A 20,950-nucleotide genomic window follows, 5' to 3' on the forward strand; every position below is an offset into this window, starting at 1 on the left:
CTTGAGTTCGAACTTTGTCCGAACGTCTCCGCCACCTCACCCCGGTTTGACTTGATGCTCGCATATGTCGCGGAACCGTGCTGTGCATGCGATTGATTTCGCGGCCGCGCCGCTTAGCTTGTGCCGCAGGCAAGGACGTACGAGGCGCATGACCGATCATTCCCACCTGTCCCGCCCGGTTGCGGTGCCCGCACGGCGCGTGTCGCGGATGGGGCGTATGGGCGTGCTGGCCGCAGGGGTGGCCGGGCGCATGGCCGTCGACGGGGTGCGACAGTTGGGGCAGGGCGTGCGCCCGGTGCCCCGAGATTTGTTGCTGACACCCGACAACATGCGCCGCATCGCGGACGAACTTGCGCGCATGCGCGGTGCAGCGATGAAGGTTGGGCAACTGGTATCCATGGACACCGGTGACGTGCTGCCGCCCGCGCTCGCCGACATCATGGCCCGATTGCGGGCGGATGCGGATTTCATGCCGCCGCGCCAGTTGCGTGATGTGCTGGACGCGGCCTGGGGCCCGGGGTGGCGCGCCCGTTTTGATCACTTCGATGTGCGCCCCATCGCGGCTGCATCGATCGGGCAGGTGCATGCTGCACGACTCCCTGACGGGACCGCATTGGCGATCAAGGTGCAGTATCCCGGCATTGCCCGCAGCATCGACAGCGATGTTGCCAATATCGGCCGCCTGATCCGCTTGTCGGGGCTGATGCCTGCGGGGTTTGACCTTGGCCCCTACCTGGACGAGGCCCGCGCGCAACTGCATGAAGAGGCGGATTACGTCGTCGAGGCGCGTCATCTGGAACATTTTGCCGACCTGTTGCGCGATGATCCGCGGTTCGTGGTGCCTGCGCTGCATGCGCCGCTCAGCACCGACAAGGTTCTGGCGATGACCTTTGTGCCGTCCGACCCCATCGAAACCCTGACCACAGCCAGCCAAGAGAGCCGCGACGCCGCGGCCCATGCGCTGTGTACCCTGGTGCTGCGCGAGTTGTTCGAGTTTGGGATCATGCAGACCGATCCGAACTTTGCCAACTACCGGTACGACGCAGATACGGGGCGCATCGTGCTGTTGGATTTCGGGGCGACCCGTGCTGTGCCACCGGGTCTTGCGCAAGACTTTCGGGCCTTGATGCGGGCGGGTATGTCCGGGACGCGCGCTGATGTTGACTTGCGTCTGGCGGCTATGGGTCTGGTGCCCGAAACACTCAGCGCCGCGTTCCGGTCCCGCATCGCTGATATGACCATGATGGTCTTCGACACGGTGCGCCACGCGCCTTTTCTTGACCTGCGGACCTCGGACCTGTCGCGCCGGTTGCAGCATGCGGGCGAGGCACTGGCACGGGACGGGTTTGTGCCGCCGCCGGTGCCCATGGACCTGCTGTTTGTGCAGCGCAAGCTTGCAGGCATGTTCCTTTTGGCCACGCGTCTTGGCGCGCGGGTTCCGGTCGCCGACGTGCTGGCCCCCTATCTGGAGGCGGAATGACCGACGCCGACCCTGTGCTGGACCTGCGGGGCGTCCAGAAATCCTTTGCCAGCGCGGATGGTCCAGTGCCGGTCCTGCGGGGCGTGGATCTGAGCCTTGAGGCGGGTGAAACGCTTGCGCTGACCGGCGAATCCGGCAGCGGCAAAAGCACGCTCTTGCATATCGCAGGCGGATTGGAAAACGCGGATGCGGGTCAGGTCCGCGTTGCGGGGCAAGACATCACGACCCTGAGCGATGCCGCGCGCGCCGCCGTGCGCTGTACGGACGTGGCCGTGGTGTTTCAACAGTTCAACCTCATCCCGTCGCTGAACGTGGCCGACAATATCGGCTTTCAGGCGCGGTTGGCGGGTCGGCTTGACCCCGCTGTCACGGACAGGCTGGTGCAGCATCTGGGCCTGACGGACCAGTTGCGCAAGTATCCCGAGGCGCTGTCGGGCGGTCAACAGCAACGGGTGGCGATTGCCCGGGCCTTGGCCGCGCGTCCCAGGGTTTTGTTGGCGGATGAACCCACGGGCAACCTGGATGAAGGTACGGCTGCGGATGTTCTGGACCAGCTGCTTGGTCTTGTGGCCGAGACAGGCGCGGGGCTGTTGCTGGTCACCCATTCCCCGACCATTGCCGCCCGGATGGACCGGCGTCTGCACCTGAGCCAGGGGCGTGTGGCATGAACCGCGCCTGCATGGGGGCGCTGCTGTCGCATTGGCGGCGCACGCCGCTGCAACTGTTTGCGTTTCTGGCCGGGTTGGCGCTGGCGACGGCGCTTTGGTCCGGTGTTCAGGCTATCAATACCGAAGCGCGCGCCAGCTATGACGCCGCCGCCGCGACCCTGGGTGACGGGCAGTTTGACCAGATTGTGCCGGAAGCAGGGGACAGTATCGCGCAACAGGATTTCGTGTCGCTACGCCGCGCGGGCTGGATCGTGTCACCAGTGATCGAAGGGCGTGTGGGCGATGTGCGCCTTTTGGGGCTGGACCCCTTGTCCTCACCCGCCGGCTTTGGCGGGGTGCAGATGGGCGGGCAAGGACAGTTGAGCGACGTGCTGAGCGGTAGAGCGCTGTTTGCAAATGCCGAAACGGCGGCTGCGCTGCCCCGGGACACCGCCGTGTCTGTGACCCCGTCCGTCGCGCCGGGCCTGGCTGTCGGAGATATCGGCACCGTGCAACAGCTGTTGGGGCGTGACGACCTGTCCCGCCTTCTGGTGTCGCCGGACCAACCGATACGCCAACCCGATCTGGCCGAAATCGCGCCCCGTCTGCGGCTGCAATCCGCAAGCCAGACAGCGGATCTGGGTGAACTGACGCAAAGCTTTCACCTGAACCTGACCGCCTTTGGATTGCTCAGCTTTGCGGTTGGGCTGTTCATTGTCTACAGCACCATCGGCCTGGCCTTTGAACAGCGGCGCAGTGTCGTGCGTACGTTGAGGGCCCTTGGTGTGTCGTTGCCGCGCCTTATCGTGTTGATGCTGGTCGAGGTGTTAATCCTTGCACTTATCGGCGCGGGGCTGGGCATTGTGCTGGGCTATGTCATGGCGGCCGCCCTGCTGCCGGATGTCGCGGTCACGTTGCGGGGGCTTTACGGGGCCGAGGTCGCGGGCACCTTGCAATTCCGTGTGGCGTGGTGGGGGTCAGGCCTGGCCCTTGCGGTCCTGGGGGCACTTGCCGCGGCCGCCATCCGGCTGTGGCAGATCGCGCGTATGCCATTGCTGGCCAGTGCAAGGCCGCGGGCCTGGGCCATGACAGCGGGTCGGGCGCAAGCGGTGCAGGCGCTGAGTGCCGCGACATTGGGGGGTGCGGCCATCGGATTGGGTGCCTTCGGCTCGGGTCTGGTGGCGGGCTTTGTGCTGTTGGGCTGCTTCCTGATCGCGGCTGCCCTTGCTTTGCCCCTGGTGGTCCGGCCACTGCTGGCTGTTGCGGAACGGTCGGCAAAATCGCCGGTGACGCGGTGGTTCTGGGCTGATACGCGCCAGCAACTGCCGGGGCTGAGCCTTGCGTTGATGGCGCTGCTGCTTGCAATTTCAGCCAACATTGGCGTGGCGACCATGGTGTCGAGCTTTCGACTGACATTTGTGGCCTTCCTTGACCAGCGGCTGGCGCCGGAACTGTATGTCCAGGTCAGTTCCGCCGCCGGGGCCGCGGCGCTGGAGACCGGGCTGGATGCCGACATCCTGCCGCTGCTGAACATCGACACGCAGGTTGCAGGCCATCAGGCGCGTCTGTTTGGTGTACGGGTCGGCGCGACTTATCGGGACAACTGGGTCTTTCTGGACGCTGAACCCGGCACGTGGGATCAGGTCGCGCAAGGACAGGCCGCCATTGTGAACGAACAGCTTGCCCGCCGCGCGGGTCTGTGGGTGGGGGACCCGGTCGAGATTGCGGCGCGCGTGACCCTGCCCATTGCGGCAGTGGTGGCAGATTATGGCAATCCGCTGGGGCAGGTGGTGATCGGCGAGGCGCTGTTTCGCAGCCTGCACCCTGATGTGGGCGCCCGCCAGTTCGGCATTCGAACCGATGATCCGGGCGGGTTGAGGGCCCGCCTGACCTCCGAATTCGGGGTGCCGGACAGCGCCATCACCGATCAGAAGGTGATCAAGGCCTTTTCCTTGCAGGTGTTCGAACGCACGTTCACCGTGACTGCGGCGCTGAATATCCTCACCCTCGCCGTGGCGGGGTTTGCCATGTTGATGAGCCTTCTGACGCTTGCCGACCTGCGCGTGCCGCAACTGGCGCCGGTCTGGGCGCTGGGGGTGACGCGGCGCCGGATCGGTCAGTTGGAGGTGATACGCTGCGTTGTCTTTGCGGTGGTGGTGTGTCTGTGCGCGGTGCCTGTGGGTCTGGGCCTGGCCTGGGTGCTGTTGACCGTCATCAATGTCGAAGCGTTCGGATGGCGGTTGCCCATGTTCCTGTTTCCCGCTGACTATGCCCGGCTTGGGGTCTATGCGGTTCTGGCCGCCATTGCGGCGGCAGCATGGCCCGCGCTGCGGCTGATGCGCACCCCGCCCAACGCATTGCTGAAGGTATTTGCCCATGAGCGTTAGGCTGATCTTGTGCCTGGTGATGTGGCCCTGGATGGCACTGGCACAGGGATTTGCGGGCCTGGGCACCGATGCCGATGGCTTTTCCGTGCCTGCGCCGAACCCGCAGTTCGATTTCCCCGCCGATCACGGGCCGCATCCCGATTACCGCATCGAATGGTGGTACCTGACAGCCAACCTGACCGATGCGGACGGCACCGCGTATGGGCTGCAATGGACCCTGTTCCGGTCGGCGCTGGCGCCCGGGGAACGGGACGGCTGGGCATCGCCCCAGATCTGGTTCGCGCATGCCGCCGTCACCACGCCGGACGCGCATTTCGCAAGCGAACGGTTTGCGCGGGGTGGCGTGGGGCTGGCGGGTGTCGAGGTGTCGCCCTTTCGTGCGTGGATCGATGAATGGGCCATGGAAGGGCCGGATCTGAACGCGCTGACGCTGCGCGCACAGGGCACCGACTTTGGTTATGACATGAGGCTTGAGGCGACGGGGCCGCTGATCTTTCAGGGGCAGGGCGGCTATTCGGTGAAATCGGCCGAAGGGCAGGCGAGCTATTACTACTCGCAACCCTTTTACCGCATCACCGGCGTGTTGCAGTTGCCGGACGGCCCGATCGAGGTGACCGGGCAGGCCTGGCTGGACCGGGAATGGTCCTCGCAACCCCTGTCTGACACCCAACTGGGGTGGGACTGGTTTTCGCTGTCCTTTGACAGCGGGGACAAGATGATGGGCTTCCAGCTGCGCCAACGTGACGGCACCCGCTACACCGCGTCGACTTGGATCGACGCGGATGGAACCACGACGGCGTATCCCGATGGGGCCTTTGTCGCTGACCCGATCACCACCACCCAGGTCGCCGGACGTGACATCCCGACCACGTGGCGGATCCGCCTGCCGGACCGGGGCGTCGATCTGGACGTGTCGGCGTTGAACCCGAACGCGTGGATGCCGCTTAGCATTCCGTATTGGGAAGGGCCCGTGACACTTGGCGGAAGCCACGCAGGTGTCGGGTATCTGGAGATGACGGGATATGAGTGATCCAAACGATCTGGCCGCGTTTCTGGCCAGCGCCTGGCAGCATTTGCAACGCGGCGTGGCGGACCGCCGCGCGCCCGCGCGCTATCCAACCTTTGCCACCGTGTCGCCCGATGGGGTGCCCGAGGCGCGGACAGTTGCACTGCGCCGCGCCAGCCGGTCTGAGGGCTGTGTCGAAATACACACCGATCTTGTTACGCCGAAGGTTACGGCGCTACGCGCATCACCCCGCGCGGCCCTGCATGTCTGGGTGCCGCGGGCGGATATGCAGATACGACTGACCACGACGGTCACGATCCTGACGGGCACGCATGTCGACGATGCATGGGCGCAGGTTCCCGCAGCCTCGCGCGTGTCCTACGGGACCGTGCCCGATCCTGGCCTCCCGATTGATCACGTATATGCCTATGACAAACCGGTCGACCGCACGCGGTTTGCCGTGCTTCGATGCGCCATAGATCACATCGATCTGGTGGAACTGGGCGCGCGGCACAGGCGTGCGGCATTTGTTCGGACCGATGGGTGGGCAGGCACATGGCTTGCTCCCTGACACCTAATCCGCCGTGTTCAGGGATGGCAGCAGTCGCACCACCAGCCCCATCAAAAGCGCCGTGCTGATCCCAAAGGTCAAGAGCCCCGTGATCGCTGCGAATGTGCCAAAGATGCGCAGCCCGTCGTCCAACAGCAAGTCACCGTATCCAAGGGTCGTATAGGTCGCCGTCGAAAAGTAGAAACTGGTGGGGAAGTCGGCAAACGCCCCCAACAGCAGAAAGGCCGCCGCCCAGGACCAGACCTGCAGCGTGTGCGCCATTAGCAGCATAAACACACTCAGACCGGTCAGAATCAGGGTTCGCAGCCGCACGCGGGCATAGTTCAGCCGTCTGGATGCGTGTGACAGCAACGGGACCATGATCGCAACGACCCCCACGTGGATCAGGGCGCAAAAGGTCAGTAGGGCACTGCCCAGCAGGATTTGAGATGCGGCTGTCATGGCCCCATTTTGACGCGACCGGCACGAAGGCTCAACCGCGGTTGGGGTGCCCGTGGACGCCTAGCTGCCCAACAACAGGGACCGACAGGCCGCGAGGTGCCGCAATGCCGTGTCGCGCGCCGCGCGGGCGCGGGACGGGGCGGTGGCAAAGGTCGCCTGTTGCAACAGCGCGGCATGTGCCAGCTTCACTTCGATCCGGTGGCCCAGTATGGCGCGCCCGTCATCAGGGCGCATCGACGCTGTTGTCAGCACCACGAACGATGCGCGGTCTGCTGCAAACATGTCCGCCCTTTGGTCGTTGATCAGCCAGGCATGTTCCATCTCGGCCGAGAACCGGCCCGCGCATTCCGCAAATGTATAGGCCACGTCATCATGGGCCAGTGCCGGCGTCAGGGTGGAGAGAAGGGCAACCGTTGCAACGGTTATTGTTCTTTTTCTGCTCATGAATTGAGCATTGCGGCGAAAACCCCGTGGGTCAACTGTGCAGTTTGCAAACTTTGAGGCATCTGCCAGGGACCCCACGGGCACCTGTGCCCCGGCGTTCCTTTGCCAGACCGGAACTGTGCCCCGTTTTGATTGGATTTCGAAAGCATCCCGTATCCATTCTGATAGGATCGGGTCAGCTGCTTGGTTGCGGATCGACGTGCCGCGGATGGAAACCGGATACAATTGTCGCGCCTGCGTGACTGGCATTGAGCCTTTGTGGCAGAGCGGCTATCTGCACGGTATACGATGGTGTGCCGAAGTGGTGCACCGTGCGCACCGCATAACAAACGTGCCTGAAACAACCGAAAGACTGTCCCATGTCCCAAGACACCGCACCCGATATCATCTACACCGTCACCGACGAAGCCCCGCAACTGGCCGCAGCATCGTTGCTGCCCATCGTGCGCAAGTTCGTGTCTGCCGCCGGTATCGACGTGTCGACCCGCGACATCTCGGTCGCAGGTCGCATCCTTGCAGCCTTTCCCGAACGTCTGACCGCCGACCAGGCCCAAAGCGACGATCTGGCGGCCCTGGGCGCGTTGGTGACAACGCCCGAGGCCAACGTGATCAAGCTGCCGAATATCTCGGCCTCGGTCCCGCAATTGCAGGCGGCCATCAAGGAATTGCAGGGGCAGGGTTATGACATCCCCGATTACCCCGAAGCGCCCGCAACGGACGCGGAAAGGGACATCCGCGCGCGCTATGACGCGATCAAGGGGTCTGCCGTGAACCCGGTTTTGCGCGAAGGCAATTCCGACCGCCGCGCGCCTGCCGCCGTCAAGGCCTATGCCAAGGACAACCCGCATTCGATGGGCGCATGGACCGCCGACAGCAAGACCAAAGTGTCGACCATGAGCGCGGGCGACTTCCGGTCGAACGAAAAATCCGTGACACTGAGCGCTGCACAGGCCGGTGCGCTGAAGATTGAACACAAGGCGGCGGACGGCACCGTGACTGTGCTGAAAGACGGGCTCGACATGCCGGAAGGCGCCATCGTGGATGCGACATACATGTCGCGCGCCGCCCTGATGGATTTCCTGGCCACGGCCATTGACGACACCAAGGCGGACGGAACGCTGTTTTCGTTGCATATGAAGGCCACGATGATGAAGGTGTCGGACCCCATCATTTTTGGGCACGCGGTGCGCGCGTATCTCAAGCCGGTGTTCGACACGTACGGGGCCGAACTCCAAGCGGCGGGGGTCAACCCGAATTCCGGACTGGGCACCATGCTGGAGGTCATCGCCGGCATGGAGAACGGGGCCGCCATCCAGGCCGAGATTGACGCCGTTCTGGCCGATCGGCCGCCGATGTACATGGTGAATTCCGACAAGGGCATCACCAACCTGCATGTTCCGTCGGATGTGATCATCGACGCCTCCATGCCTGCCGTTCTGCGCGCAGGCGGCAAAGGCTGGGGACCTGATGGGAGAGAGGGGGACACAAACTGCGTGATTCCCGACAGCTCTTACGCGCCGGTCTATGCAGAGACGGTTGATTTCTTCAAAGCCAATGGTGCGATGGACCCCACGACGGTGGGCACCGTGCAGAACATCGGCCTGATGGCGAAGAAAGCCGAGGAATACGGCTCGCACCCGACAACCTTTGAAATATCCGCCACCGGGACGGTCACGGTGACTGCGGCCAATGGCGATGTCCTGACCAGCCATGACGTGGAAGAGGGCGACATCTGGCGCATGGCCTCGACCCGGAAAGAAGCGGTTGTGAATTGGGTCGATCTGGCAATTTCACGAGAAGCCACAACAGGTTACACGTCGGTCTTCTGGTTGGACGAAACGCGCGGCCATGACGCGGAACTGATCAAGATGATCACACCGATCTTGGCCGAGAAGGGTAAGACGGACACGTTCCACATCATGGACCCGGCTGCCGCCACGCGCCACGCGCTTGAGGTGATCACGCGGGGTGACAACTGCATCGCGATCAGCGGCAACGTGTTACGCGACTACCTGACCGACCTGTTCCCGATCTTGGAAGTCGGCACATCGGCCAAGATGCTGTCGGTGGTCAAACTGATGAATGGCGGCGGCATGTTCGAGACCGGCGCAGGCGGGTCCGCACCCAAACACGTGCAGCAGCTGGTGGAAGAAAACCACTTGCGCTGGGACAGCCTTGGCGAATTTTGCGCCATCGCGGAAAGCCTGCGCTTCTTTGGCGAGGCGCATGGCAACGCGAAGGCGGCCATCATGGGTGACGCGGCAGACGCGGCGATCATCAAGCTGTTGGGCGAAGGCAAATCGCCGGGCCGCAAGGTCGGCCAGCCCGACAACCGCGACAGCCACTTCTTCTTTGCGCTTTACTGGGCCGAAGCGCTGGCCGCACAGACCGACGACACCGACCTGTCTGCCCGGTTTGGCGAAATGTCGCAGCTTATGGCGCAGCGGGCCGACGTGATCGAAGAGGAATTGAAAGCCGGACGCGGCGGCCCTGTTGACCTGGGCGGCTATTACAACACGGATGCTGAAAAGGTGGCCGCTGTCATGCGGCCGTCCGTCACGCTGAACGCGCTGATCGACGCGTGACACGGGCAAGCGCGGTATTCAGGAAGTGAATGCTGCACCTGTAAAGTCATCAATATTGAGACAAGAAACCGGCCCACCTTTTGATTTTCGAAAGGTGGGCCGGTTTGTTCTTGAAAGTCCGCCATGCAGGCCCACGTGACCTTGCGTCACCGCATGCCCTGGCAATAGCGTGCGCCAAACTCACGGATGGATCAGGGCACCCGATGGCACGCGACTACCTCAAAAAAGCGACGTTAACTTCGAAATCGGGGGCGTCTGACGTACATCAGACCGTCACGGACATTCTGACGGATATTGAACAGCGGGGCGACGCGGCTGCGCTGGAATACGCCGCCAAGTTCGACAAGTACGATGGCAATGTCCTGCTGACCCCCGAAGAGATCGACGCCGCATGTGCCCTTGTTCCCGAAAAGCTGAAGGCGGACATCCAGTTCGCCCATGACAATGTGCGCCGCTTTGCCGAGACACAGAAAAAGACGGTTGCGAATGTCGAGATGGAGGTCGTGCCCGGCCTGATCGCGGGTCAAAAGGCGATCCCGGTGGATGCGGCGGGTTGCTATGCGCCCGGTGGCCGTTACAGCCACGTGGCCAGTGCCATCATGACGGTGACCACGGCCAAGGTGGCGGGCTGCAAACACATCACGGCCTGTTCGCCCCCGCGCCCCGGCGTCGGTATTGCCCCCGCCATCGTCTACGCCGCCCATATCTGTGGCGCGGACAAGATCATGGCGATGGGCGGTGTGCAGGGCGTCGCGGCCATGACATTCGGTTTGTTTGGTCTGCCCAAGGCGAACATCCTTGTCGGCCCCGGCAACCAGTTCGTGGCCGAAGCCAAGCGCATCCTGTTTGGCCGTGTGGGCATCGACATGATCGCGGGCCCGACCGACAGTCTGATCCTGGCCGATGCGGATGCCGACGCACATATCGTGGCCACCGATTTGGTCAGCCAGGCCGAGCACGGCTACAACTCGCCCGTCTGGCTGGTCACCGACAGCCGCGATCTGGCAGAACGTGTGATGGAGATGGTGCCGGGCCTGATCGACGATCTTCCTGAGGTGAACCGCGAAAACGCCACCGCCGCCTGGCGCGATTATGCCGAGGTGATCGTTTGTGCCGACCGCGAGGACATGGCCGCCTGTTCCGACGAATACGCGCCCGAGCATCTGACGGTGCAGGCCGCCGACCTTGATTGGTGGCTGGACCGGCTCACCTGCTACGGCTCGTTGTTTTTGGGCGAAGAAACCACCGTGTCCTATGGCGACAAGGCGTCGGGCACGAACCACGTGCTGCCGACGTCGGGCGCGGCCAACTATACCGGCGGTCTGTCCGTCCACAAATACATGAAAATCGTGACCTGGCAGCGCGCCACACGCGAGGGGTCCAAGCCCGTGGCCGAGGCGACGGCCCGCATCTCGCGTCTTGAGGGGATGGAAGGGCACGCCCGGGCTGCCGATGTCCGCCTGGCCAAGTACTTCCCCGGTGAAAACTTCGACCTCAGCGCCGATGGGTGAGCCGTTTCGCAATCCCCTTGCCCCTGCTAGTTTGGGGCAGGTGGGAGGAGCAAAGAGATGAAAGCGCTTGTCTATGACGGGGTCGAAACCCTGACATTCCGCGATATGCCGGACGCGGTGGCACACGCGGATCAGGATCTGGTCCGCATCGCGTCATCGGGTATTTGCGGGTCTGACATGCACGCCTATCTGGGCCATGATGATCGCCGGCCCGCACCCTTGATCCTTGGCCATGAGGCGGCAGGCGTGATTGTGGGTGGTGACCGCGACGGCACCCGCGTGACAATCAACCCGCTGGTCAGTTGTGGCATCTGCCAATGGTGCCGTTCGGGCCGGGACAACCTGTGCCCCGAACGCATGATCATCTCGATGCCCCCACGCGAAGGCGCCTTTGCCGAGATGGTGGCGATGCGTCCGCAAAACCTTGTTGCCGTGCCGGACCACGTGCCCTTGGACAAAGCGGCACTGGCAGAGCCATTGGCCGTCAGTTGGCATTCCGTGCGCCTGGGCCTGGCCGCGCTTGATCCCGGCGGGACACGCAGCGCGTTGGTTCTGGGGGGTGGCGCCATCGGTTTGGCCGCATCCCTTGCCTTGAAAGCACAGGGGCTGACGGACGTCACCATTGCAGAACCAAATGATGCAAGACGTCATTTCCTTGAAAATCAATGCGATGAGGTATGTGTCCCCGCGGGGACAGGTCAATACGGCATGGTGATCGATGCCGTTGGCTATGCCGCCACACGTGCGGCCGCGTCGGCCCTTGCGGAACCCGGTGGCGTTATCGTCCATATCGGCTTGGGCGAAGACGCCGGCGGTCTCGACATCCGGCGCATGACGTTGCAGGAAATCACCTTCATCGGCACATACACCTACACGCCGCAGGACTTTCGCGACACCTGCGCCGCCATCTTTGACGGCCGCCTGGGCCCGCTGGACTGGACCGAAAAGCGCAGCCTGTCGGACGGCGCGGGCGCCTTTGCCGACTTGCGCGCAGGTCGCGTGGCCGCTCCGAAAATCATATTGCACCCCTGACCCCGGAGACTGCTGATCCCATGAACATCGACAAGAAAATAACGGAAGATCTGGTGGCGAACGATATCTCGTTCGTGACGACAGTCCCGTGCAAACAGCTCGCTGGCGTGATCGAAGAGATCGACCAGCATGACAAGATCTTTCACATCCCCTCGAACAAGGAAGACGAAGGGATGGGCCTGTGTGCCGGTGCATGGATGGGCGGCAAACGGCCTGCCATCATCATGCAGAACACCGCCATCGGGGTCACGATCAACACGCTGGCCACGCTGATCCAATATTACCGGATGCCGCTACCCATGCTGATCAGCTACCGCGGTGAATTGCGCGAACCTGTGGCCTGCCAGGTCGAGATGGCGGTGCACACCAAGGCGCTGCTGGCGCAAATGAACATCCCCACCTACCACTTTCACAAACAGGCGGACGTGGAGGAACTGGATATGATCCTGAAATACACATTCATGTGCTCGAAACCCGTGGCGATCCTGACCGACGCCAACTTTTGGGGAGGCTATGGCGACCAATGATCCGTTCTGAAATCCTCAAGGAAATTGCACCGATCCTGCGTGATCAACTTATCATCTGCAACATCGGCATCCCCAGCCAGGAACTGCATGCCATCGACGATCAACCCACGAATTTCTACATGCTGGGCACGATGGGACTTGCGTCCTCGATCGGGCTTGGGCTGGCGCTGGCACAGCCGAAGACCGTCATTTCGATCGACGGGGACGGGTCTGTTCTGACGAACCTTGGCACGCTGCCCACGATTGGCAACAACATGCCCCCGAACTTTATCCTGATGATCATCGACAACGGATCGTATGGGTCAACCGGGGACCAACCCACCTATACGGGTCGCAAAACCGATCTGGCGGGCATGGCGCGCGCGGCGGGCTGCGATAACGTGGTCGAAGTGCAGGACGTGGATACGGGCGCGGCATTGCAACAGGCCATCGATGCCCAGGTTGGCACGGTAATGATTGTGAAATGCGACAGTGGCAACGCCAAGATGCCCGTGATCACGATGGACCCAGTGGTGATCAAGGACCGCTTTATGACGGCGGTCAGCAGCTGAAACCTGATGCCGTCCCGAACATGGGCTTTGGGACGGCATTAATCCCTGATTCAGGGGTGCGCTGTTAGTCTGCGCTGTGTTGCCAACACCGCGGGACGGACGGACAGATATGCATATTCCCTTGAAGGCCATGTGCCCGGCGAAGGTGTCGGGGTAGGGGCGTGGCGTCCCGTCGGAAACCGGCGCAGCCGCAGGGCCCGTACAGGGTGGTGGTTGTGGACGATTCGCAAATCATGCGGCGGTGGCTGGGCAGCATGATATCTGCCGATCCGCGTCTCGAACTGGTCGGCACGGCGGCCTCTGCCGATGAGGCGCGGAGAGTCATCAAGCAGACAAACCCGGATGTGCTGACCCTCGACGTCGAAATGCCCGGGATGAACGGGCTTGAATTTCTGTCACACTTGATGCGTTTGCGCCCGATGCCGGTTGTGATGCTGGCCGGTTCGTTGCGCAAGAACGGACCAGAGGCCAAGCGTGCCCGCGCGTTGGGTGCCGCCGCATGCCTTGCCAAACCGACCATTCCCACGCCCGAGGCGCTGGCGATCCTGTGCGACAACATCTGGAGCGTGGCACATGGCGCGCCAGTTGAAGGCAAGGGGATGGCACGTCACACCGACAAGGTCATCCTGATGGGTGCCTCGACCGGTGGGGTCACGGCGTTGGAACAGATCCTGCCCCAGTTTCCTGTCAATGGTCCGCCCATCGTTGTGGCACAGCATATGCCGCATGCCTTTCTGGCCCGCTTTGTCGAACGGCTGGACCGTCAACTTGCCCAGAGTGTTGCCTTTGCCGAAGTTGATGACCGGCTAGAGGCGGGGGATATCCGAATTGCCCCGTCGCGCGACAGCCAAACGGCGCTGACATGGCATAGTGGAGCGTGGCATGTTCAAGCCTTCCGGCGTGGATCCGAAGACCTGTTCTGTCCGTCGGTCGATGTGCTGTTCGGGTCGGCAGCGCCCTGGGGCGCGCAGGTTGGCGCCATGATGCTGACCGGAATTGGCAATGACGGGGCCAGGGGCATGTTGATGCTGCGCCGTAATGGTGCACGCACGCTGGCGCAATCCGAAAACAGTTGTGCGGTCTACGGCATGCCGGCGGCGGCGCTTGCCATGGATGCGGTGGAGGACGAATGTGATGTCGATCTGATTGGTGCGCGCATGGTGCACATGCTGATCGGTGACGGGTTGGCACAATGACCCCGCACAACATCCATATCACCCAGGGTGAACACGCGACCGGTGTGGCAGACGAGGTTGTCATTTCTACGCTGCTTGGGTCCTGTGTGGCCTGTTGCTTGTGGGATCCCGTCAATCGGGTGGGCGGCATGAACCACATGTTGCTGGCCCTGTCCGGCGCCAACGACACGTCCCATACCCTGTCCGGCATCAATGCGATGGAAGTATTGATCAACGACCTGATCAAACTCGGTGCGGTGCGCAACAGGCTGCAAGCAAAGGCGTTTGGGGGGGCGCGGATGATTTCGGGCTTTTCCGACATCGGCGCGCAGAACGCGACCTTTACAGTGCAATACCTGGCCCAGGAAGGTATCCCGCTGGTCACCCAGTCGCTGGGCGGCAATCTGGCGCGCAACCTGCGGTTCTGGCCGGGCAGCGGGCGTGCCATGCAAAAGGTCACGGATGTTACAGTGCGGGATGTCGAAGTTGGTGCGCCCGCTCCGTCAGGCAATGGGCTTGAGCTGTTCTGACGCCACCCAGGTCAAAAAAGCTCGATTGATCCGGTGACGATGTCGTCATCTGGCCCAGGCTCGGGCGCAAGGATCGAACGGGTTGTTGCCAATTGCACATCCACGGCCTGTCCCGGTCTGGCCCCCGGCGCGGTGGCGAGGGATTCCGTGATGACAACAAGGTCGCGCAGGGATTGGCAAATGCGGTCAAGTGTCTGCAGGTCAGTGATTTGCGCCGAAGACAGCGTCACGGCATCCTGCGTGCTGAGTTCCGACACCAGCTGTGCCACATGCGTCATGTCATCCGTGATTTCGGCCAGCAGTCCGGACATGCGCAGCAATGCGCCTTGGGTGGTTGTCGGGCTGGCGTTCATCATCAAAGGGGTCCAACGACGGTTTCGATGCAATGACGCAAGTGCGCCGCTTCAAAGGGCTTCTTGAGGTAGTTGTTCATCCCGAGTTTGCGGCCGTAGTCGACGATTTGCTGTTCGGTGCGCCCGGTGATGAGAATGAACCCGACCCCCTTGGTCTTGCCGCCACTGCGCAAGGCGTGCAGCAGCTTCAACCCATCCATCTTGGGCATATTATAGTCGGAAATCACCAGATGCACCGGGCTTTTGGCCAGTAGGGTAAGCGCACTGGATCCGTTGTCCGCCGTGGAAATGTGCCGGACCCCCAACGCTTCGAGCGCCTGCACAAGCAGGCCACGGCTGGTCGACATGTCGTCAACAACCATAATTCGAATTTGGTCTCGCAGAGCCATTTTGGTCTCCTGTTAAGAGGTAGAGTGTGCGTGGGCTGGCTTGCAATACGCGGTGGGACCCACGGATTGGAACCCATCATCCGCGGGCTCAAGAATCCTTTCGGAATGCCCAAGGAAAAACAGCCCTTCTGGCGTCAGCGCGGCGTTGAATCTGGGCCACAACCGTTCCTGCGTGGCCTGATCAAAATAGATCACGACGTTCCGGCAAAATATCGCATCGAACGGAAATTGCATTGGCCACTGGGAAAAGAGGTTCAGTTCATGAAACGACACGATCCGCTTTAGTTCATCGGTCATCGTGCGACTGCCGTCGTCATGGTCGGTTCCGATTGTGAACTTGTCCAGAATCTCAGGGGGAATACCGCGCAGGTGTTGGGCGGAATACGATCCGCGACGTGCATGCGCGATAACCTGCGGATCGATGTCGGTGCCAAGAATGCGAAAATCCCCATCAACAAGTGAGGGGTCCTGCGCCAACAGGTGCATGGCGATCGAGTAGGGTTCCTGCCCATTGGAGCATCCCGCAGACCAGATCCGAATGCGTTGTCCAGTCGCGATGCAGGCACGAAACCTTGGCAGCAACCGATCGCTGAGAATGTCGAAATGCTGCGCCTCGCGGAAGAAATGGGACACATTGGTGGTTAACGCCGAAATCATGAAGCGACGTTCCTGCGCCCCGTTCTCTGAGATCACGTGATCCGCGTAGGCGGCGAAGGCGTCCAGATTCAGTTCACGCAAGCGGTGCCGCAGTCGCGATTGCACCATCAGCTTTTTCTCCCGCACCAATCGAATGCCACTTTCGCGGTAGGCAAGTGCGGCGATGCGGTCGAATTGCCGGTCGTCCATCTGGGGCTGACGCATCAGGCGGCATCACTTTCCGTGTGGGTGACGATATGTTCAAGATCAAGCACCCGGATCATCCGATCGTCGATCAGCGTGAGCGACTTGATGACATTCGGACCATCCTGAAGCGTCGCGTCGGGCGGGTCCTGCATATCGTCGACATTCAGCGCCACGATGTCGGACACCGCATCAACCAGAAGGCCGGTCATGTGGCCGTCATGTTTGACCACGATGATCACGTTGCGGTTGCTTTGACCGCATTTGGGCAGGCCCAACCGTTCTGCAAGGTCCATTACCGGCAATACCGTTCCACGCAGGTTGATCACGCCCCGCATGAAACTGGGCGCAAGCGGCATCGGCGTCGCCCGGGTCCAGCCGCGGATCTCGCGTACGCTCATGATGTCGAGCGAGTATTCCTGATCTCCCAGTTTGAACGTCAACAGCTCCATCGGGTGTGCGAGGTCAGCCTCATTCATTTCAAGCCTCCATTTTCTGGCGGGACAGCGCATGCACGCGTGATTTCGTTATGTTGGACACCACGTCGGCCGGATCGAGGATCAAGGCGATCTGCCCGTCGCCCAGGATCGTGGCCGCGGCAATACCCGGGGCACGATAAAAACTGTCATCCAGGCCCTTGATGACAACCTGCCGCTGATCCTGGATCTCATCCACGATGAGGGCCACGCGCGTGTCATCCTCAAGCGTCAGGAGCAGTGCGATGCGGTCCACGAAGTCCTCGACTTCAGGCCGATACCCCAAAGCCCCGCCAAGGTCGAAGAGCGGGACAAACCCGTCGCGGTTGCGCACGATTGTACTGCCGGGCCTTATGGTTTCGACCGTGGCATCGGTCAATGTCAGTGTTTCGGTCACAAAATTCAGTGGCAGGACAAGCGTTTCCCCCGCGACATCGACGACCATGCCGTCCAGCACGGCCAGTGTCAGCGGCAGGGATATGTTGAATGATGTGCCCTTGCCCGGTTCCGAGCTGATGCTGATGCGGCCGCCCAATTCCTGAATGGCGGTCCGTACAACATCCATGCCGACGCCGCGGCCGGACAAATCCGACACCGTGGATGCGGTTGAAAAGCCGGGCATGAAAAGAAGATTGTCGATTTCCGTGTCCGTCAGGGATGCGTCCGCTGGAACAAGACCCTTTTCCACGGCGATCTGAAACACGCGGGGGCGGTCAATACCGGCACCGTCATCAGATATTTCAAGGACCACACGGCCTGACCGGTGCGCCGCGCTCAATCGGACTTGCCCTTGCGCCGGTTTGCCTTGTGCGACCCGCATGTCCGTGGTTTCAAGCCCATGATCGACCGCATTGCGGATCATATGCGTCAATGGATCGGCCAGCCTTTCAATGACGGTCTTGTCCACCTCCGTCGTTTCGCCCACGGTGACAAGGCGCACGTTCTTGGACACAGAGGCCGATGCCTCGCGCACGATGCGGGACATGCGCTGAAACAATGATTTCACCGGCTGGGCACGGATCATCATCACGCTGTCCTGAATGTCACGGGTCAGGCGCTGGAATTCCTCCAACCCGTTCATCGCGTCCGAGTGGGGGGACAGGCCGGCACCCTGAAGGCTTTGGGCCAGCATGGCCTGATTGATTACCAATTCCCCCACCAGGTTCACCAGGCGTTCAATGCGGTCGATGTCCACCCGTACGACGGATTTGTTTGGCGCGGGTGCGGTCTGTTTCGGTGGTGGGGTTTCATCCGGTGCGCGGCCTTGGGTTTCTATTGTGGTCTCTGGCATCGCAACCGGCATGTCCGCGGGTACGACATCCCGTTTTGATATTGTCAGTTCGCACAGACCTTCCACGAACTCGAAAACGGATTCGATTTCCGCCACATCCACATCCGTGGTCAACGCCAGTGACCAACTCAGATAGACGGCCTCCGGGGCCAGTTGATCCAGTGCGGGCAGGCGACCCGTGTCGCAGATTGTTTCCAACGTGCCAATTTCTGCCAAGACCGAAAGGATGTGCGGGACATCATTTCCGGTGTCGAAAAGGTCCGGTTCAGGCGTGAATGAAATATCGAAGGTTGCGGTACATGGGGCCTCCGCCAACGCATTCAGGTCGAGATCAAGCGCAATTGGCGCAAAGGCGATGGCGTCATCCTGGTCACCCGTTTCATCCCGGTCCACCAGCGCGTCGAGGTCTGCCAGAAGGCCTTCACTGGACCCTTCCGCGATCGACGCGCCATCGCGCGATGCCCGCACAATGTCCGACAGGTGATCTGCCGCCCGAAAGAACAGTTTCAGCACGTCCGACGTCACCACGAGTGTGTCGGTTCGAACGGCATCCAGTACAGTCTCGTACCGATGCGAAAACTGCACCAAAGGAGCAAGGCCGAACGCACCCGCACCCCCCTTGATCGAGTGAACGGCGCGGAAGACGACATGGATGGTGTCGTCATCATGCGACCCTTCTTCAAGCGCATGCAGACCGTCTTGCAGGGCTTCCAGCAGTTCCTCGCACTCCACAAAGAAAGAGGCGCGTATCTCTGCCATCGGATCCGGAGCGGTCATCGGAAACCCTACCCGGCGACCATTTGCAGCGCCTTGACCAGCTTGGCCGGATCAAACGGTTTGACGATCCAGCCCGTCGCCCCCGCGCTGCGCGCCCGCATTTTCATTTCTGGTGCGGCTTCCGTCGTGAGGACAAGAATGGGTGTCGTCTTGTACTGCCCACGGTCCCGCACGGCGTCGATAAAGCCGAACCCGTCCATGCGCGGCATGTTGATGTCGGTGATGATGACGTCCGGATTGATACCCTCCAGCACTTCGGTCCCATGCACGCCGTCATCTGCGGTATGCACGGTGAAGCCGACCGGCTCGAGCGCCAGACGGATCATGTCTCGCATCGTTCGGCTGTCATCAACGGCTAGTACTTCCAGGCTCATCACTCATCCTCCAGCATCATCAATTCGGACAGCCCCATCAGGCGTATGTGGTCACGGGCGCGCTCTTGCAGGTTCAAAAGGCGGAACCGTCGGCCCTTGGCGTGCGCGGTGTGCTGCGCGCTCAGCAGCACTTGAACGCCCATCGCGCCCACATGGGTCGTGTGACGCGCATCCAGATCAAGATCACGGGAGTCGACATGATTGCAGAGCACCGCCGCCAGTTTGGGCGCGGTCGCGGCGTCCAGCCGCGCGGGCAGGGGGATCGCATCAAGCATTGCGCACACGGCGCATTGTGTATGATCGGCAACTCATTCCGGCCCTCCAGATCACGGCAATGCGGATCATCTAGCGGACGGTCTGTTAAAACCGCGTTACCGAATACCTGCCTGTTTCGGTCATGTCGCAAACGGAAAAGGCCGCCCGGTCAGATGCTGGACGGCCTTTTGAACAAGATTATCAGTTGGTTCAGCCTCGGCGGCGGCGCCCGCCGGCCCGACCACCGCGGCCGCGGCTTTCTTCGCCCGCCTTGGGGGCGACCCGGTTGAACTTGATCCACGCGCCCCCGCCTTCGTCGTTGTTGGTCAGGAAGTTGGCGGCCCGGATGGCTTCCATTTCCTTGCCTGCGCGCGGCTTGGTCGACCCCATCCCAAACAGGTGAACAAAGGCCTCGTCATCCATGCCGTCTGGAAGGGTGATCCCTGCCGCTTCGACCTCGGCCCGTTTTTCGGCGATCTTTGTGGGGCCGACGGGCAGGGCGACGGGGTTCATGATGGCGGATGTCATGCCTGCGCCCATCGCCATGGGCAGGAACGCGTTGTTGATGCCGTGCCGGTTGGGCAGCCCAAACGAGATGTTGGAGGCCCCGCAGGTCGTGTTCACGCCCAATTCCTCGCGCAGACGGCGGACAAGGGTGAAAACCTGCAAGCCCGCCGTGCCCATCGCACCGATGGGCATCACAAGGGGGTCGACCACAATGTCATGGGCGGGAATGCCGAAATCAGCGGCGCGTTCCACGATCTTCTTGGCGACGGCAAAGCGCACATCGGGGTCTTCGGAAATCCCGGTGTCGTCGTTGGAGATCGCCACGACCGGCACGTTGTATTTCTTGACCAGCGGCAGGACCAGGTCCAGCCGCTCTTCCTCGCCCGTGACCGAATTCAGCAGGGGGCGTCCTTCGGCGGCAGCCAGACCGTTCTCAAGCGCGCCAGGGACGGAACTGTCGATGCAGAGCGGGCAATCGGTAACGGCCTGTACCCGTTCGACCAGTTCGCGCATCAGCGTGGGTTCGACAAAGTTGTTGTCGGCATAACGCGGGTCTTCGGCCATCTTGTTGGAAAACACGGCGCCCGAGTTGATGTCGAGGATTGTGGCGCCAGCGGCCACTTGTGCAATGGCGTCGGCCTCGACCCGGCTGAAATCGCCGCGCTCCAGTTCCTCGTTCAGGACCTTGCGGCCGGTGGGATTGATCCGTTCGCCGATGACGCAAAAGGGTTGGTCAAAGCCGATAATCGCGGTCTTGGTTTTGGATTCAACGACGGTGCGGGTCATGTGTCTGGGCGCTCC

General features: G+C 61.9%; 22 protein-coding genes. 12 read left to right on the top strand and 10 right to left on the bottom strand.

What is annotated here, in order from left to right; genetic code table 11:
* The first annotated feature begins 148 nt into the window (after positions 1 to 148).
* The 5 genes from Q0844_RS02530 to Q0844_RS02550 are packed head-to-tail and all read left to right on the top strand — an operon-like array spanning position 149 to position 6,091.
* Entirely contained in the window at positions 149 to 1,480 is a 1,332-nt protein-coding gene (locus Q0844_RS02530) for an AarF/ABC1/UbiB kinase family protein (protein WP_299041759.1), read from the top strand.
* A complete protein-coding gene (locus Q0844_RS02535; RefSeq protein WP_299041761.1) occupies positions 1,477 to 2,148 on the top strand; it encodes an ABC transporter ATP-binding protein in 672 nt (223 codons plus the stop codon). The genes Q0844_RS02530 and Q0844_RS02535 overlap by 4 nt, the downstream gene beginning before the upstream one ends.
* Positions 2,145 to 4,514 carry an ABC transporter permease gene (locus tag Q0844_RS02540; RefSeq protein WP_299041763.1) on the top strand — a complete coding sequence of 790 codons (2,370 nt, stop codon included), beginning with the start codon at positions 2,145 to 2,147 and terminating at the stop codon, positions 4,512 to 4,514. Before Q0844_RS02535 ends, Q0844_RS02540 begins: the two co-directional genes overlap by 4 nt.
* Positions 4,504 to 5,544, top strand: coding sequence for a lipocalin-like domain-containing protein (locus Q0844_RS02545; protein ID WP_299041766.1), 1,041 nt, complete (start codon positions 4,504 to 4,506; stop codon positions 5,542 to 5,544). The genes Q0844_RS02540 and Q0844_RS02545 overlap by 11 nt, the downstream gene beginning before the upstream one ends.
* Positions 5,537 to 6,091 (top strand): pyridoxamine 5'-phosphate oxidase family protein, encoded by a 555-nt coding sequence (locus Q0844_RS02550; RefSeq protein WP_299041767.1) that lies wholly within the window; start codon positions 5,537 to 5,539, stop codon positions 6,089 to 6,091. Before Q0844_RS02545 ends, Q0844_RS02550 begins: the two co-directional genes overlap by 8 nt.
* 3 nt (positions 6,092 to 6,094) lie before the next feature.
* Here Q0844_RS02550 and Q0844_RS02555 read toward each other — a convergent pair whose 3' ends face one another.
* Together Q0844_RS02555 and Q0844_RS02560 are read right to left on the bottom strand one after the other, a co-directional pair.
* Complete coding sequence (locus tag Q0844_RS02555; RefSeq protein ID WP_299041770.1) at positions 6,095 to 6,532, bottom strand: ion channel; 438 nt, start codon at positions 6,530 to 6,532, stop codon at positions 6,095 to 6,097.
* 60 nt (positions 6,533 to 6,592) lie between these two features.
* The gene (locus Q0844_RS02560; protein WP_299041772.1) at positions 6,593 to 6,976 is read right to left on the bottom strand and encodes a hypothetical protein; all 384 of its coding nucleotides are present in this window, start codon (positions 6,974 to 6,976) and stop codon (positions 6,593 to 6,595) included.
* Positions 6,977 to 7,335: 359 nt separating this feature from the next.
* Here Q0844_RS02560 and Q0844_RS02565 point away from each other — a divergent pair, with 359 nt between their 5' ends.
* From Q0844_RS02565 to Q0844_RS02595, 7 genes are all read left to right on the top strand, one after another.
* A complete protein-coding gene (locus tag Q0844_RS02565) occupies positions 7,336 to 9,561 on the top strand; it encodes an NADP-dependent isocitrate dehydrogenase (protein ID WP_299041774.1) in 2,226 nt (741 codons plus the stop codon).
* 203 nt (positions 9,562 to 9,764) lie between these two features.
* Positions 9,765 to 11,072, top strand: coding sequence for a histidinol dehydrogenase (gene hisD / locus Q0844_RS02570; RefSeq protein ID WP_299041776.1), 1,308 nt, complete (start codon positions 9,765 to 9,767; stop codon positions 11,070 to 11,072).
* Between the two features lie 57 nt (positions 11,073 to 11,129).
* Entirely contained in the window at positions 11,130 to 12,104 is a 975-nt protein-coding gene (locus Q0844_RS02575) for an alcohol dehydrogenase catalytic domain-containing protein (RefSeq protein WP_299041778.1), read from the top strand.
* Between the two features lie 20 nt (positions 12,105 to 12,124).
* The gene (gene comD / locus Q0844_RS02580) at positions 12,125 to 12,631 is read left to right on the top strand and encodes a sulfopyruvate decarboxylase subunit alpha (RefSeq protein WP_299041780.1); all 507 of its coding nucleotides are present in this window, start codon (positions 12,125 to 12,127) and stop codon (positions 12,629 to 12,631) included.
* Entirely contained in the window at positions 12,628 to 13,182 is a 555-nt protein-coding gene (gene comE, locus Q0844_RS02585; RefSeq protein WP_299041782.1) for a sulfopyruvate decarboxylase subunit beta, read from the top strand. The genes comD and comE overlap by 4 nt, the downstream gene beginning before the upstream one ends.
* Before the next feature lie 215 nt (positions 13,183 to 13,397).
* Positions 13,398 to 14,378: a chemotaxis protein CheB gene (locus Q0844_RS02590; protein ID WP_299041783.1), complete on the top strand. Its 981-nt coding sequence runs from the start codon at positions 13,398 to 13,400 to the stop codon at positions 14,376 to 14,378.
* The gene (locus Q0844_RS02595) at positions 14,375 to 14,887 is read left to right on the top strand and encodes a chemotaxis protein CheD (RefSeq protein WP_299041784.1); all 513 of its coding nucleotides are present in this window, start codon (positions 14,375 to 14,377) and stop codon (positions 14,885 to 14,887) included. Before Q0844_RS02590 ends, Q0844_RS02595 begins: the two co-directional genes overlap by 4 nt.
* An 11-nt stretch (positions 14,888 to 14,898) precedes the next feature.
* Here Q0844_RS02595 and Q0844_RS02600 read toward each other — a convergent pair whose 3' ends face one another.
* The 8 genes from Q0844_RS02600 to Q0844_RS02635 form a co-directional block, all read right to left on the bottom strand.
* A complete protein-coding gene (locus Q0844_RS02600) occupies positions 14,899 to 15,243 on the bottom strand; it encodes a hypothetical protein (RefSeq protein ID WP_299041786.1) in 345 nt (114 codons plus the stop codon).
* Positions 15,243 to 15,629: a response regulator gene (locus Q0844_RS02605; protein WP_299041787.1), complete on the bottom strand. Its 387-nt coding sequence runs from the start codon at positions 15,627 to 15,629 to the stop codon at positions 15,243 to 15,245. The genes Q0844_RS02600 and Q0844_RS02605 overlap by 1 nt, the downstream gene beginning before the upstream one ends.
* Positions 15,630 to 15,641: 12 nt before the next feature.
* Complete coding sequence (locus Q0844_RS02610; protein ID WP_299041789.1) at positions 15,642 to 16,490, bottom strand: protein-glutamate O-methyltransferase; 849 nt, start codon at positions 16,488 to 16,490, stop codon at positions 15,642 to 15,644.
* Positions 16,490 to 16,948 (bottom strand): chemotaxis protein CheW, encoded by a 459-nt coding sequence (locus tag Q0844_RS02615; protein WP_299041790.1) that lies wholly within the window; start codon positions 16,946 to 16,948, stop codon positions 16,490 to 16,492. Before Q0844_RS02615 ends, Q0844_RS02610 begins: the two co-directional genes overlap by 1 nt.
* Position 16,949: 1 nt before the next feature.
* Entirely contained in the window at positions 16,950 to 19,013 is a 2,064-nt protein-coding gene (locus Q0844_RS02620; RefSeq protein WP_299041792.1) for a chemotaxis protein CheA, read from the bottom strand.
* Between the two features lie 8 nt (positions 19,014 to 19,021).
* Positions 19,022 to 19,387 (bottom strand): response regulator, encoded by a 366-nt coding sequence (locus Q0844_RS02625; RefSeq protein ID WP_299041796.1) that lies wholly within the window; start codon positions 19,385 to 19,387, stop codon positions 19,022 to 19,024.
* Positions 19,387 to 19,662, bottom strand: coding sequence for an STAS domain-containing protein (locus Q0844_RS02630; protein ID WP_299041799.1), 276 nt, complete (start codon positions 19,660 to 19,662; stop codon positions 19,387 to 19,389). The genes Q0844_RS02625 and Q0844_RS02630 overlap by 1 nt, the downstream gene beginning before the upstream one ends.
* A gap of 190 nt (positions 19,663 to 19,852) precedes the next feature.
* Entirely contained in the window at positions 19,853 to 20,935 is a 1,083-nt protein-coding gene (locus Q0844_RS02635; RefSeq protein ID WP_299041801.1) for a methyltetrahydrofolate cobalamin methyltransferase, read from the bottom strand.
* Positions 20,936 to 20,950: the final 15 nt, after the last annotated feature.

The sequence above is a fragment of the uncultured Tateyamaria sp. genome (genome assembly GCF_947503465.1).
GTDB lineage: Bacteria > Pseudomonadota > Alphaproteobacteria > Rhodobacterales > Rhodobacteraceae > Tateyamaria.

Bases quoted from the DNA above. Each gene is read 5' to 3' on its own strand.
- Q0844_RS02530 (WP_299041759.1), top strand. From the start codon at position 149: ATGACCGATCATTCCCACCTGTCCCGCCCGGTTGCGGTGCCCGCACGG.
- Q0844_RS02535 (WP_299041761.1), top strand. From the start codon at position 1,477: ATGACCGACGCCGACCCTGTGCTGGACCTGCGGGGCGTCCAGAAATCC.
- Q0844_RS02540 (WP_299041763.1), top strand. From the start codon at position 2,145: ATGAACCGCGCCTGCATGGGGGCGCTGCTGTCGCATTGGCGGCGCACG.
- Q0844_RS02545 (WP_299041766.1), top strand. From the start codon at position 4,504: ATGAGCGTTAGGCTGATCTTGTGCCTGGTGATGTGGCCCTGGATGGCA.
- Q0844_RS02550 (WP_299041767.1), top strand. From the start codon at position 5,537: ATGAGTGATCCAAACGATCTGGCCGCGTTTCTGGCCAGCGCCTGGCAG.
- Q0844_RS02555 (WP_299041770.1), bottom strand. From the start codon at position 6,532: ATGACAGCCGCATCTCAAATCCTGCTGGGCAGTGCCCTACTGACCTTT.
- Q0844_RS02560 (WP_299041772.1), bottom strand. From the start codon at position 6,976: ATGAGCAGAAAAAGAACAATAACCGTTGCAACGGTTGCCCTTCTCTCC.
- Q0844_RS02565 (WP_299041774.1), top strand. From the start codon at position 7,336: ATGTCCCAAGACACCGCACCCGATATCATCTACACCGTCACCGACGAA.
- hisD (WP_299041776.1), top strand. From the start codon at position 9,765: ATGGCACGCGACTACCTCAAAAAAGCGACGTTAACTTCGAAATCGGGG.
- Q0844_RS02575 (WP_299041778.1), top strand. From the start codon at position 11,130: ATGAAAGCGCTTGTCTATGACGGGGTCGAAACCCTGACATTCCGCGAT.
- comD (WP_299041780.1), top strand. From the start codon at position 12,125: ATGAACATCGACAAGAAAATAACGGAAGATCTGGTGGCGAACGATATC.
- comE (WP_299041782.1), top strand. From the start codon at position 12,628: ATGATCCGTTCTGAAATCCTCAAGGAAATTGCACCGATCCTGCGTGAT.
- Q0844_RS02595 (WP_299041784.1), top strand. From the start codon at position 14,375: ATGACCCCGCACAACATCCATATCACCCAGGGTGAACACGCGACCGGT.
- Q0844_RS02600 (WP_299041786.1), bottom strand. From the start codon at position 15,243: ATGATGAACGCCAGCCCGACAACCACCCAAGGCGCATTGCTGCGCATG.
- Q0844_RS02605 (WP_299041787.1), bottom strand. From the start codon at position 15,629: ATGGCTCTGCGAGACCAAATTCGAATTATGGTTGTTGACGACATGTCG.
- Q0844_RS02610 (WP_299041789.1), bottom strand. From the start codon at position 16,490: ATGCGTCAGCCCCAGATGGACGACCGGCAATTCGACCGCATCGCCGCA.
- Q0844_RS02615 (WP_299041790.1), bottom strand. From the start codon at position 16,948: ATGAATGAGGCTGACCTCGCACACCCGATGGAGCTGTTGACGTTCAAA.
- Q0844_RS02620 (WP_299041792.1), bottom strand. From the start codon at position 19,013: ATGACCGCTCCGGATCCGATGGCAGAGATACGCGCCTCTTTCTTTGTG.
- Q0844_RS02625 (WP_299041796.1), bottom strand. From the start codon at position 19,387: ATGAGCCTGGAAGTACTAGCCGTTGATGACAGCCGAACGATGCGAGAC.
- Q0844_RS02630 (WP_299041799.1), bottom strand. From the start codon at position 19,662: ATGCTTGATGCGATCCCCCTGCCCGCGCGGCTGGACGCCGCGACCGCG.
- Q0844_RS02635 (WP_299041801.1), bottom strand. From the start codon at position 20,935: ATGACCCGCACCGTCGTTGAATCCAAAACCAAGACCGCGATTATCGGC.